We start from the raw sequence: 13,698 nt of genomic DNA on the forward strand, positions 1-13,698 counted from the left end.
GATCAATTGCTCGCCGCCGCAGAGGAAGCAGTCGGCGCCAGACAAACCCGGTTGCGGCCCAGTCGCTTGGCCTGCAGCAAAGCCTGATCGGCGGCACGGATGAGCGATGCGGCGTCGGCAAAAGCCGCGGCGCCCAGAGCCACCCCCACGCTGACCGACAAGGGCGGCAAATCGGCTTGTGGGACTGCAATGGCGGCGCGGATGCGCTCGGCCACGCGCATCGCGGCCTCTTCGGTCGTTTGCGGGCAGAGCATCAAAAACTCCTCGCCGCCCACCCGCGCAACAAAATCCATGCCGCGCGACTGCTGGCGCAGCACACGCCCCACGGCACGCAAGGCCTGATCTCCCACATCATGGCCCAGCCGGTCGTTGATGCGCTTGAATTCATCGAGGTCGAACATCAGACACGCCAGCGGCTGACCCTCGGCTGCGGCCTGGGCAAAAAGCGGCGGCAAAAAAGCGTCGAGCGCGCGGCGGTTGCCCACGCCGGTCAGCTCGTCGGTACCCGCGGCCTGCAGCAACTCGGCGTTGCGCTGTTCCAGCGTGCGCAGGGTACGCAAGCCGTGGCTGCGCTCGGCCTCGGCAGCGGCGAGCACCCGCGTAGCGCGCGCTCCGGTCTGCACCTTGGCGATCAGCATTTGCGGCAAGACGGGGGCAAAGAGCACGTCGTTCGCGCCGGCATCGAGCGCGTTCAGCACCGCGTGCTGCTCCATATCGCGGGACAGGGCCAGCAAGTAGATACGCGGGCCGCGCTCGGTGCGCAGGCTGCGGCAGAGCGCCGCCGCGCTGTCGCCGTCGGCCCAATCGAGCACGACCACCCGCGGCCCCTGAATCTGCACGATCTCAAACGCCTCGGCCGGGGTGGCGGCTTCGACGACCGCATGGCCAGCCGCTTCGAGCGCCTGCCGCAGGCCAAGACGCAGCGCGGCGTCCTTCGACACAATCAGCACTTCGTCGGCAATGGGTTCGTCGAGCAGCGGCGGAGTGGCCAGAGCGCGGCGCAGACGGTCGAACTCGGCATCCACTTCGGCCTGTTCGAGCTTCATCTCGAATACCGCGGCCATGCCCGCCATGTCTTGCGCGGCGCTGGCGAGCACACCCTGCAGATCGCTTTCGCTGAGATGCAGATGTTCGGCCAGGCTGCGCATCTGCCCGGCATCGGGCGCCACACCATCGGGACGAAGCTGCAGGCTGCGGCTGAGCGCCACGCACTCGCCCAACTGCGCTTCGCGGCTTTCCGCAGCCCCCGGCGTCTGTGGCCGAATACGCACGGCCTGCGCCAGAACGACTGGAAAGCCCCAGTGCGCGAGCAACACTGCACTGGCGTCGCCCTGGTCGTAGCCATAACGCTGCATTTGCACTTGCGGATCTTGCAGCACCTGAACCGAACCCTCGGCGCCGATATAGACCGCCTGCGCGCCCAGACTGACGGCCATCGCGAGTTGTCCCACATCGGCGAGCAGGCCCAGGCTGAAGGCCTCGGCGCTGGGCATCTTGCCCACACGCTGCGACAGATACTGGAACACCAGACCGCGCTGGATCGAGGTCATCCAGAACCGGCGCAGATCGAAACCTTCGATATCCGTGACCTTGCTCGCCTGCATGAGCGACAGCGCAATGGCCAGCCGCGCCAGCCCGCCCGTGCCGATGCGCAGCACCGCCTCTTCAATGGCCACCGCGGGGCGCATGCCCGCGAAGATGGCCGAGTTGGCAAGCTGAATCATGCGCGCCACCAGGGCCGGGTCTTTGCGCGCGATGTTGGCGATGTCGCGCATACCCAGATCGCGCCGCTCCAGCGCGCGCATGAGTTCGAGCGCGACCGCGCTGGGCGACGGCAGGGGCCGGCTTTCGGCGGTCAGGGCTTGAAGAATCTCGGGATCGGTCAGTGGTGAGGCTGGCATGGGAACGATTTTTCTTGGAATGTCAAGTCATGTTACCGACTTGCCCAAGCACCGTCCCTCTGGAAATCTCCGGGTGTTGCGCCGAAGAATCGGAATCTCAACGATTGACCGCCTGCATCCCGGCTTCCGGGTAGCGCTCGCCGCTGGCCGCACCGGGCGGCACCGCCTGATGGATGCGAATGAGATCCGCCGTACTCAAGCGCACCCGCAATGCACCCATGTTTTCCTCCAGATACCGCCGCCGTTTGGTGCCCGGAATGGCGATGACATCATCGCCCTGCGCCAGCAGCCACGCCAGGGCGAACTGCGCCGGGGTGCAGTTTTTCGCCTCGGCCATCTGCCGCACGGTTTCAGCCAGACGCAGATTGCGTGCAAAGGTCTCCGGCTGAAAACGCGGTGAGCGACGGCGCCAGTCGTCTTCGGGCAGATCGTCGAGCGACTTGATCTGCGAGGTGAGAAAACCCCGACCCAGCGGGCTGTAGGCGACGAAAGCGATGCCCAACTCGCGCACCGTGTCGAGCAGCACGCCTTCGGGGTCGCGCGACCAGAGCGAATACTCCGACTGCAGCGCAGAGATCGGATGCACCGCGTGCGCGCGGCGGATGGTGGCCGGCGCGGCCTCGGACAGCCCGAGCCAGCGCACCTTGCCCGCGCGCACCAGATCGGCCATCGCGCCCACCGTCTCCTCGATCGGCACCTCGGGATCGACGCGGTGCTGGTAATACAGATCGATCACGTCCACGCCCAGCCGTTTCAGGCTGGCTTCGCAGCTCTGGCGCACATAATCGGGGCGGCCGTTTACCCCCAGAAACTCGCCATTCGGCCCGCGCATATTGCCGAATTTGGTCGCCAGGAAAACCTCATCGCGACGCCCGTTGATGGCGCGGCCGACTAACACCTCGTTACGTCCTACGCCGTACATGTCGGCCGTATCGAGAAAATTCACGCCGAGATCGAGTGCGCGGCGAAGGGTGGCGATCGATTCAGCGTCGTCGCCCTGCCCGTAAAACTCGGACATCCCCATGCATCCCAAACCGAGAGCCGAGACATCCGGCCCATCAGCGCCCAATTGTCGGTACTGCATCACTATTCCTCCTGCTCACCCAGCAAACATGTGGGCATCAAGACTTAGCCTATCGGTTCGCGCGGGCGTTCGCTGTTACCGTGGGTAAACCGGAAAAAGTTCACGTCAGCCGCAGTTTCCTGTTGTTTCAGCCCGCGCCTGCCTGAAGAACACTTCTTAAAATTTGCATCTCTCGATATCCCCGCACCTCGCCCGCCCATGACCGCCCCCACACTGCAGCCAGGCGAACTCGCCAATATGTTCGAACTCGCGCCGGTTTCGCTCTGGGTCGAGGATTTCAGCGCGGTACGCAGGCTGCTGTCCATGCTGCGCGAGCAGGGCATCACTGACTTCCCCACTTTCCTGCGCGTGCATCCGGAATTCATCGACCGCTGCATGCAGGAAATCCGCGTGCTCGACGTCAACCATCAGACCCTGAGCATGGTGGGCGCCAGCGACAAGCCGCGTCTGCTGCGCAACCTGCAGCATGTGTTCCGCGACGACATGCGGGTGCATCAATAGCGTTAACAGGCCCTGACCTGTGGAACGGCAAGCTCACCCAGCAGCGCGAAGTCATCAACTACAGCCTCAAGGGCCAGCCGATCAACGCCCACATGCAGTTCGCCGTCATGCCCGGGCATGAAGACGACTGGGCGCAGGTGCTGGTCTCGCTCACGGACATCACCGCACGCAAAAAGGCCGAGGCCTATCTCGAATTCCTGGGCAACCACGACGTACTCACCAGCCTGCGCAACCGCACCTTCTATGTCGACGAAATCAACCGCCTCGAACGCAAGGAGGCCTGGCCTGTGAGCGTCATCATGCTCGACCTCAACGGCCTGAAATCCGTCAACGACGAACTCGGCCACGCCGCGGGCGACGGCCTGCTGCGCCGCGCGGGCGAGGTGCTCGCCAAACTGGTGGACAAGCCGCAGGTCGCCGCTCGCGTAGGCGGCGATGAATTCGTGCTGCTGCTGCCCGACGCCGACGCCAGCGCCGCCAAAACGCTAAGCCAGCGCCTGCTCGAACTCGTCGACCTGAACAACCAGTTTCACCAGTCCCCGCGACTGAGCTTTTCCATGGGCATCGCCACCTGCATGCCCGGCGAACGCCTGGAAGCCGCCATCCACCGCGCCGACCAGCAGATGTACGCCGAGAAGCGCGCCTACTACCTGAAGTCAGACATCGACAGGCGACACGATTAGGGCACGATCACGCCATTTCCGCGCCCGAGCCGGGGCGCTTCAGACTGCTGCGCCGCCGCACCGTGTCGAGCCGCGCTCGATGCAACGGCCGCTGAGCAAGAGCTTTCTCGCAGGAAGGTCAGGATTTTTCAGCCTTTCGGACAGCAACTGCATGGCGTTGCGTCCGATGTCGTCTACCGGCTGCTCAATCACGGTCAGGCCCGGCTCCACAATTTCCGTCCAGCTCTCGTTGTCGAATCCCGCCACGGCGATGTCGCGCGCAATCTGCAGTCCGGCATGCCGAACCGCCCGGACCAAGCCCATGAGCAAAAGGCCGTTGCTTGCAATCAGCGCATCAGGCCGCGCCGTTTCGCGCAGCCAGTGCGCAACCGCCTCCTCTGCCGCCAGTGCCTGTGGCGGAACAAACGTGGAGCGCGGCGGCAACCCCAGGCGGAACATCGCCGCGACATAGCCGTCGTGGCGCTCCACGCCGCTGCTGCTGGCGTTGCCGAACACCCCGGCGATACGCCGACAGCCCTGCGCATGTAGGTGCTCAACCAGCAACGCGCTCGCCGCCGCGTTATCCAGCGCCACGGCGTCCTGGCCGCCCCGTGCGCCGACACGATCGATGAGCACGATCGGAAAACTCCAGTCTTGCGCATTGAGCTGATCCGCCGTCTGCCGCGTAGGCGCGAAGATCACGCCCGTCACGCGCTCCTCTTCCATCAGATTGAGGTACATAGCCTCTTTGTCCGGATTTTCATCGGTATTACACAAAATGACTCTCAACCCTGCGCTGTAAGCCGCATCTTCCACCGCGCGGCTGACCGCGGTGAAAAACGGGTTTCGAATGTCCGCGACGATCAGCCCGATGGTGCCCGAGTCTTGCGAACGCAGTCGGCGTGCGGACAGATTCGGGCGATAGCCCGTCTCCCGGATCGCCTGCTGAATGCGTTCGGTGAGCGCAGGGCTGACTGCCGCAGCGCCGCTGAGCGCGCGCGACACCGTCGCCACCGACACACCGGCGACACGTGCGACATCCTTGATGCTTGAACTCATATGTAAACGTCAACAAAATTTTGCGGAAATTCGCCTACCGAACATCGTCGCATCTTACAAAAAACACGCGACACTTGAGTTGAATCAGGGTTTTCACTCGGGAAAACCGCTTGAAGCTGCTGATGTAATCGTTATCATTTATTTCACGAAACGAGGAGATGAGAATGTCTGTCACCACACCGCAGGACCTGCTCACTGACGCACGCATCCGTCTTGGCGCCCGGCCAGAGACCAAAGAGGACGCCATCCGCGAAGCCTGCCAGTTGCTCATTGCCAGCGGTTGCGTCGCACCCGAATTCACTGCCAGCGTGCTGGAGCGAGAAAAAGTGGCCAACACCTTTCTTGGGCACGGTGTGTCGATCCCGCACAGCCTGGGAAAGGATCGCGACCTGATCCTGCGCGACGGCATTGCGGTGCTGCAAGTCCCACAGGGCGTGGACTGGAACCCGGGGCAGACTGCACGGCTGGTAGTGGCGATTGCCGCCAAGTCCGATAGCCACATCGCCATCCTGCGTCGTCTCACACGCCTGATGCAGGATGACATGCGCCTGTCCGCCCTGTTCAGCACCTTGAACCCCTCGGAGCTGGCGAGCGCCCTGAGGGACGACACCGCTTACTCTGCGACATCGCCTGCTGTGGACCTGGCGCAGACCCTGGACTGGGTGCTGCCCTATCCCGCCGGCCTGCATGCCCGTCCCGCCTCCGTCTGGGTGGAGGCCGCCCGCAAATCCGGTGTGCGACTCCAAGTGCGGCATGGCAATGACACGGCAGATCCGCGCAACCTGGTTGCTCTGCTGAGCCTGGGGCTGCGCCAGGGCGACCTGCTGCATCTCTCGGCCGATGGCGAACACGCCCGCGATGCGCTCGACCGCTTCCGCCAGTTGCTTGACAGCCTGACCCTGCAAGAGCGGGCGGATGCACAACGCGCGGCCGTGCAGACCGTCCCCACTGCGGGAGCCTGGGTACCGCCAGGCCAGCCCGTCGCAGTAACCGGCATACCCGCCAGCCCGGGTCTGGCCATCGGGGTACTGCATGTGCTGGCGAAGTCCCATGCGGAGATCCCCGATCTGCCCGTGCCGCTCGACCAGGGAGCAGACCAGCTCAACAACGCACTCATTGCCACCGATCAGCAACTTGCCGCACTGGCCGACGACACGGCGCGCCGCCTCGGTGAAGCCGAAGCACGCATCTTCAAGGCCCAGCGTGAACTTCTCAAGGACAGCGATCTCATCACCCTGGCTTGCCAGATCATGGTCGAAGGCCACGGCGTGGGCTGGTCGTGGAATAGTGCCATCGACCGCATGGCTTGCAAACTGGCCGCCCTGGGCAACCCGGTACTCGCCGGGCGAGCGACCGATCTACGCGATGTGGGCCGCCGCGTCCTGATGCTGCTGGAACCCACGCTACAACTCGGCAGCCTGCAGGATTTGCCCGACGCGCCGTGCATCCTCGTCTCCGACGACCTCAGCCCCTCTGACACCGCCGCCATCGACATGACCCGTGTCGTTGGACTGGCCATCGCGCAGGGCGGACCCACTTCGCATACGGCCATTCTTGCGCGCACCCTCGGGCTTCCCGCCATGGTCGGCGCGGGACCGGCACTGCAAGCTCTGCGCAGCGGCACGCAAGGCGTGATCGATGGTATTGGCGGCAAGCTTTATCTCGATCCGAGCGAGGCCGATCTCGCCTCGGCCCGCTCCTGGATGACCAGTGAGGCTGCGCGACGCGACGCGCAGAAGGCCGAACGCAGCCAGGCTGCGCGCCTGCTGGATGGCCACGTTGTCGCCATCGGAGCCAATGTCAACCTGCCTTCCCAGGTGCCCATGGCCATAGACGAAGGCGCGGAGGGTGTTGGCCTGATGCGCACCGAATTTCTCTTTCTGGAACGTGGCGAAACACCCGATGAGGCGGCGCAATTCGCCATCTACCGCGACATGATCAAAGCATTGGGCAATCGGCCGCTGATCGTGCGCGCACTGGACATTGGCGGCGACAAACAGGTGGCTCATCTGCATCTGCCGCAGGAAGCCAATCCATTTCTCGGTGTACGCGGCGCGCGCTTGCTGCTGCGCCGCGCCGATCTGCTGGAGCCCCAACTGCGCGCACTCTACCGCGCCGCCAAGCTCGGCGCAGACCTGTCCATCATGTTCCCGATGATCACCAGCGTTGACGAAGTATTGACCCTGCGCGCCGTATGCGAGCGCATTCGGGCCGAACTGGACGCGCCGCAAGTCCCGCTAGGCATCATGATCGAAGTCCCCGCAGCCGCCCTCCAGGCCGACGTGCTGGCGGCGCACGTCGATTTTTTCTCCATCGGCACCAACGATCTCACGCAATACACCCTGGCGATGGATCGGCAGAACCCCGAGCTGGCGCCGCAAACCGACAGTCTGCACCCCGCCGTGCTGCGCCTCATTCGCGCCACGGTGGAAGGCGCGGCGCGGCACGGCCGTTGGGTGGGCGTATGCGGCGGCATGGCTGGCGACCCGTTCGGCGCCGCGCTGCTCACCGGCCTGGGCGTGAACGAGCTGTCCATGACTCCGCGCGACATTCCGGCGGTGAAGGCACGGCTACGTGCCAGCGCACTGACAGAACTGCAACAGCTTGCCACGCATGCGCTCGCGGCCGAATCTGCACAGGCGGTACGCGCACTCAATGGGGAGGCTGCATGAACGCCCCTGTCATCACGGTCACGTTCAACCCTGCAATCGACGAGACCATTACTCTCGACGCGCTGCGCCCCGGCGAGGTGCACCGCGCCCGTTCGGTGCGCTTCGATGCGGGAGGCAAGGGTGTGATGGTCGCCGGCTGCCTGGCCGACTGGGGCCAGCCCGTGATCGCCACCGGACTTCTGGGCAGCGACAACACCGCCCTCTTCAACGACCTGTTCGCGGCCAAAGGTATCGAAGACCGTTTCATCCGCCACCCCGGACAGACGCGCACCAACATCAAGCTGCTTGATCCCCACGCCACCACCGACATCAATCTGCCCGGCGCCGACATTCCCGTCGCCCTGACGCGCCAAGTGCGTGAGACTGTGCTGCGCTATGCGGATGCAAAAACGCTTGTGGTGCTGTCTGGCAGCCTGCCCGCCGGATTTCCAGCGGAAACCTATGCAGAGCTGATCGGCGCACTGGCGGAGCATGGCATTCGCACGGTGCTCGACACCAGCGGCGCGCCGCTTGGCGCTGCGCTGCAGGCCCGCGTGCCGAGCGTCATCAAACCCAACCGCGAGGAACTCGAAGCCTGGGCAGGACATGCCTTGCCGACCCGCGGCGACCTGATCCGCACAGCCCAAGGTTTGTTGGCTCGCGGCGTGGAACTGGTAGCCATCTCCATGGGCGCAGAAGGCGCATTGTTTATCTCGCCCACCGCAGCCTTGCATGCCAGCCTGCCTCCCCTGCAGCCCATGAGCACCGTGGGAGCGGGAGATGCGATGGTGGCCGGCATCGTTGCAGCACTCGCAGAGCGCGCCACGCTTGAGCACATCGCCCGGCTGGGCAGCGCGTTCGCCCACAGCAAGCTCGGGCAGATCGGCCCCAATCTCGGTCCGCGCGATCAGGTGCAACACCTCGCGGCACAAGTGCAACTTCAGCTCGAGCGCTGAAAGCACCACACTACAGGAGACCCGTATGAGCCCGTTATTCGCATGTGTGGCGGCGCAAGACCGCACCGTGGCCGGCGTCCTCGCCGCCGAGGCCTTGCGCCTGGCAGCTGCCAAGCGACAGCAAGCCATCGACATTGAAGTCAACACCGCAGAAGGTGTGCTCAACCCGCTGACGCGCACGCAGACTGAGGCGGGCGGCACACTGCTGGCCGTAGGGCCGGTGAACGCCGCCGATCCACGCTTTGCAGGCTTGCGCGTCGTCTCTGCCTCAATTGAAGAGGTGCTTGCCAATGTCAACACGGTGCTGGACCACGCGCTCGCTCCCACCCCACCGGACAAGAGCCGATCCACTACGGCCAGGATCGTCGCGGTCACATCCTGCCCCACTGGCATCGCCCACACTTTCATGGCCGCAGAAGCCATCGAGCAGGCCGCCAAGGCGCTCGGCCACCTGGTGAAGGTCGAAACGCAGGGCTCGGTCGGTTCGCAGAACACCCTCACGGACGACGACATCGCACAGGCTGATGTGGTGCTCATTTCCGCAGACCGGCAGGTTGATTTATCGCGTTTTGCGGGTAAACGGGTACTGCAGGCCAGCACCAAACCCGCCATCCAGGACGGGCAGGCCTTGATCAGGCGCGCACTGGCCGAGGCACAGGTCCTGAGCCCTGCGGGCGATGCCAGCTTCGAAGCGTCTGGCAAGCGCGAAAAGGCCGCGGTGTTGCGCGCCGGGCCATACAAGCATTTGATGACCGGCGTGTCATTCATGCTGCCCTTCATCACGGCGGGCGGCCTGCTCATCGCGCTGTCTTTTGCACTGGGGGGCATCTACGTCTTCAAACCGGAGCACGCTGGCACACTGGGCTACGAACTGTTCCAGATCGGCGCCAAGGCGGCCTTTGCGCTCATCGTTCCCGCGCTTTCGGGCTATATCGCCTACTCCATCGCCGACCGGCCGGGGATCGCGCCGGGAATGATCGGCGGCATGATCGCCTCCTCGATTGGCGCTGGATTTCTTGGCGGAATCGTCTCAGGCTTCATCGCGGGTTACGGCACGGATTGGTTCAACAAGCATCTGAAACTCAATCGGCATGTGGAGGGGCTCAAGCCGGTACTGATCCTGCCTCTACTCGGCACCTTGCTAACCGGCCTGCTGATGATCTATGTGGTTGGCACGCCGGTGGCGCATGCCCTGGCCTGGCTCACCGATTGGCTCAAAAGCATGCAGGGCGCCAGCGCCATCCTGCTCGGTCTGATGCTGGGCGCGATGATGGCATTCGACATGGGCGGCCCGGTGAACAAGGCGGCTTACACCTTCGCCACCGGTCTGCTCGCCAGCCAGATTTTCACCCCCATGGCCGCCGTCATGGCCGCTGGCATGACCCCGCCCCTGGCGCTGGCGTTGGCCACGCGCGTCTTTCCGAGCCGATTCACCTTGGATGAGCGCGAGGCCTGGGGCGCCACCGGGTTGCTGGGCCTGTCCTTCATCACCGAGGGCGCCATTCCCTATGCCGCGCGCGATCCACTACGCGTCATTCCCGCCAACATGATCGGCTCGGCCGTCGCCGGCGCCATTTCGATGGTGGCTGCCGTGCAGTTGCGAGTGCCCCATGGCGGCGTCTTCGTCCTGCCCATTCCCAACGCGGTGTCGCATCTGGGGATGTATGTCCTTGCCATCGTCGCCGGCACTGTGGTCAGTGCGGTGTTGTTGGGCTTGCTCAAAAAACCTGTTGCCTGATCCCTCATCTTTTCCAGGAGACCTCCATGATGCTTTCCACTCTTTTTAAGCCCACCTGCCTGTGCGCTGCACTCTTGCTGATGAGCAGCGCCGCAGCGCAGGCCGCTCAGTCCACGCACACACCGGGCCAGTATGACCTGGGCAATGGCCTGACCTTCTCCGCCAATTACACCGGCGAAGCCGCAGCCAACACCACCGGCGGCCTGCGGCAGGGCTCAGCCTACGCGGGCCAACTCTTCCTGGGCGCGGATCTGGATTTGCAGAAGATGCTGGGGTGGAATGCCACCAGCGTGCACATCGCCGTCACGCAACGCCACGGCCAGAGCTTGTCAAACGAGGCGATTGGCAACAATACCTCGGTGCAGGAGATTTACGGGACGCAAAACCTGCACCTGGCCTACTTCACCGTTGAGAAAAAGTTTTTCGGTGGGCGGCTGGAAATTCAGGGCGGGCGGACGGTGGCGAATATCGACTTCCTCAACTCTCCGCTGTATTGCAACTTCCAGAGCAACTCGGCCTGCGGCAACCCAACTTTCGTTTTCAAGAACAGCAACTTCACTTACTTTCCAGCGTCGAGCTGGGGCGGCTACGCAAAGGGCTGGGTGACCGACAGGTTGTACACCAAAGTTGGAGCGTACGAAGTCAATCCGAACGACAAGCGCCCCAATGATCACGGCATCGACTGGAGCACCAAGGATGCCACTGGCGTCGTCGTGCCCTGGGCGATGGGCTATGCCACGACCTTCGCCAACGACACCCATCCGCGTGACTATGAGATCGGCGGCTGGTTTGATCGCTCCAAGTACACCGATCCCCTACTCGATGCCAATGGCGACTATGCCGTCCTCACGGGACAGCCCTACCGCACCGACCGCAACCGCTCCGGCGCCTATGTGCGGTTCAGCCAGATGGTGTGGCGCCCTGACATGAACTCCCAACGCGGCCTGACCCTTTTTGGCGTGGCGATGACCAATCTCACAGGCCGGGTCAATGAATCCAGCTTTCTGGAACTGGGCGCGGTCATGCAAGGGCCTTTCCCCGGTCGTGAACAAGACACACTTGGCTTTGTCATCAACCAGCAGCGATTCTCCAGCCTGGCCCTGCAGAATATTCGGGTGGCGCGCGCCTCGGTTGGCGCAAGCACCGATATACCGGGGAGCGAGACCATGATGGAACTGGCCTATGGCTATCAACTCAGCCCAGGAATCCGACTCTCCCCCAACCTGCAGTACATCCTCCATCCCGATCAGCAGGCCGAGCCTTTTCGCACCAGCAACATTCCCAACGCCTTTGTCATCGGGCTGAAATTCACGGTGGCACTTTGACCAAGCCGGGGGACGGCCGAATTAAAAACGGCTGCGATTGATCGCAGCCGTTTTTACGTCAACACCCGGCCGCGGGCCGAGAAGCAGAACTAGTGTTCACGCTATGCAATCAGCCGCGCGTCCTGCCAGTCATCGCGATCAGTTCGCGCGCCTCTTCCGGCTCGGGCAAGCCGCTGGCTACGGCGATGGCCATGATGGCGATGCTGATGATGACCACGACGACCATGCCCTGATAGAAGGTCAGCAATCCCGTGCCGCCGATGAGATCCTTCGGACCGAGATAGGTCACCAGCCACATGGCGAAGAAATACGGCGCCAGCCACCACGCGCCCTTCCATTGCAGATGGCTGAGTTTGCCGCCGTGGGTGATGGCCTGACCGATCACGAACAGCACAAAGATGATGGCCAGGCCGCCGAACAGGAAGTTGTCCGTGCCGGCGCCCGACCAGTAGATGATGAAGTTGGCCACGATGAAGGCCAGCGGCGCCCACAGGCTTGCGCCTTTCAAGGTGAAGGGGCGCGGATAAGTGCCCAGCGGCATGCTGCGGCGCAGGGTCATCAGCGCCACCGGGCCGATACCATAACCCAGCACGGTGGCCGACGAGATGAAGGTGACGATCTTCTGCCACGACGGAAACGGCAGGAAGAACAGAATGCCCACGATCCAGGTGATCCACAGCCCGGTGGACGGCGCGCCGTTTTTGTTCAGCTTGGCGAACCAGGGCGTAGACAGACCGTCGCGCCCGGTGGCGTACACCACGCGCGCTGTAGTGCCGCCGTACACCAGGCCGGTGCCCGCAGGCGAGACCACAGCGTCGATGTAGAGCAGGATGGCCAGCCAGCTCATGCCCAGAATCACGGCCAGACCGGCGAACGGACCCGACACCCCGGTGAAGTGAAGCTTGGCCCAGCCCTGCGCGATGTCGGAAGGATTGACCGCGCCGATGAGGGCCACTTCCAGCATGACAAAAATCGCCCCGGCGATCAGCACCGAGCCGATGATGGCAATGGGCACGTCACGCTGCGGGTTGGTCGCCTCGCCCGACAGCTCGATGGCTTGGCGAAAGCCCAGATAGCTGAACACGATGCCCGAGGTGGCGATGGCCGCGATCGTGCCTTTGGCGCCAAACGGGGCGAAGCCCTGCGCGGTGAAATTGCCCACATGAAACGAGGCGAGCATCAGCGCCACGATGGTCAGAATGGGGATGATGAGCTTCCAGATCATCAAGGTATTGCCCAGCCGCAGCAGGGCGCGCACGCCCCAGGCGTTGATGAGGATGAAAGCGCCGAGCAGCAAGATGCTGACGATCATGCCGGTGTCGGTCAGCAGCGAAGTTTTCGCATCGACCATGCCCGGCAGATAGTTGTTGGCGTAAGTCACCACCGCCAACACCTCGGCCGGAGCGACGGTCACGTAGCCGAGAAACACCACCCAGCTCACCACCGCCGCAGCCAGATGGCCGTGGCTCAACTTGGGAAAGGTGATGACCGCGCCCATGCCCGGAAACGAGCTGGTGAGTTCGGCATTCACAAAAGCCAGCACCAGAATGGCCGCGCCGCCGATGGCCCACGAAAGAATGCTGGCCGGCCCGGCCTGCGTGGCCGCCGTAAGCGGCGCGAACAGCCAGCCCGAGCCGATGATGGCCGTCAGGCTGGCGAACAACAGGCTCCAGATGCCAGCAGCCTTGCGGATGTTGCGCCCCGGCGTGCCAGCCGCCGCGGGGGTATCGAGGTGAATGCTTGCCATGATGTGCTCCTCATCGTTTTTTGATGTGAGGGTTTTAGGCGCATTTGCGGCGCAATGCCGTTTGAAAACGTAAC

At 63.8% G+C, this 13,698-nt stretch carries 8 protein-coding genes and 1 pseudogene; 5 read left to right on the forward strand and 4 right to left on the reverse strand.

Going from position 1 to position 13,698, the window contains the following annotated elements:
• Positions 1–2 precede the first annotated feature (2 nt).
• Complete coding sequence (locus THI_RS11485; protein WP_013106420.1) at positions 3–1,901, reverse strand: sensor domain-containing diguanylate cyclase; 1,899 nt, start codon at positions 1,899–1,901, stop codon at positions 3–5.
• A 97-nt stretch (positions 1,902–1,998) separates the two neighbouring features.
• The gene (locus THI_RS11490) at positions 1,999–2,985 is read right to left on the reverse strand and encodes an aldo/keto reductase (RefSeq protein WP_013106421.1); all 987 of its coding nucleotides are present in this window, start codon (positions 2,983–2,985) and stop codon (positions 1,999–2,001) included.
• Between the two features lie 237 nt (positions 2,986–3,222).
• Between THI_RS11490 and THI_RS18900 the strand changes: the two are divergent.
• Positions 3,223–4,169 (forward strand): annotated as a pseudogene (locus THI_RS18900) (diguanylate cyclase domain-containing protein); the annotation flags it as partial.
• Between the two features lie 39 nt (positions 4,170–4,208).
• Here THI_RS18900 and THI_RS11500 read toward each other — a convergent pair.
• Complete coding sequence (locus tag THI_RS11500; RefSeq protein WP_013106425.1) at positions 4,209–5,207, reverse strand: LacI family DNA-binding transcriptional regulator; 999 nt, start codon at positions 5,205–5,207, stop codon at positions 4,209–4,211.
• Between the two features lie 164 nt (positions 5,208–5,371).
• On the opposite strand from THI_RS11500, the gene ptsP reads away from it, so the two are divergent.
• Genes ptsP through THI_RS11520 form a run of 4 tightly spaced genes read left to right on the forward strand, consistent with a single transcriptional unit; the run spans position 5,372 to position 11,877 of the window.
• Positions 5,372–7,879: a phosphoenolpyruvate--protein phosphotransferase gene (gene ptsP / locus THI_RS11505; protein ID WP_013106426.1), complete on the forward strand. Its 2,508-nt coding sequence runs from the start codon at positions 5,372–5,374 to the stop codon at positions 7,877–7,879.
• Positions 7,876–8,814, forward strand: coding sequence for a 1-phosphofructokinase (gene pfkB, locus THI_RS11510; RefSeq protein WP_013106427.1), 939 nt, complete (start codon positions 7,876–7,878; stop codon positions 8,812–8,814). The genes ptsP and pfkB overlap by 4 nt, the downstream gene beginning before the upstream one ends.
• A 25-nt stretch (positions 8,815–8,839) precedes the next feature.
• Positions 8,840–10,552: a PTS fructose transporter subunit IIC gene (locus THI_RS11515; RefSeq protein WP_013106428.1), complete on the forward strand. Its 1,713-nt coding sequence runs from the start codon at positions 8,840–8,842 to the stop codon at positions 10,550–10,552.
• Positions 10,553–10,578: 26 nt separating this feature from the next.
• Complete coding sequence (locus THI_RS11520) at positions 10,579–11,877, forward strand: carbohydrate porin (protein ID WP_013106429.1); 1,299 nt, start codon at positions 10,579–10,581, stop codon at positions 11,875–11,877.
• A 109-nt stretch (positions 11,878–11,986) separates the two neighbouring features.
• Here the strand turns inward: THI_RS11520 and THI_RS11525 are convergent, their stop codons facing one another.
• Positions 11,987–13,624, reverse strand: coding sequence for an APC family permease (locus THI_RS11525; RefSeq protein ID WP_013106430.1), 1,638 nt, complete (start codon positions 13,622–13,624; stop codon positions 11,987–11,989).
• Positions 13,625–13,698: the final 74 nt, after the last annotated feature.

This window comes from Thiomonas arsenitoxydans (assembly GCF_000253115.1).
Taxonomy (GTDB): Bacteria; Pseudomonadota; Gammaproteobacteria; order Burkholderiales; family Burkholderiaceae_C; genus Thiomonas; species Thiomonas arsenitoxydans.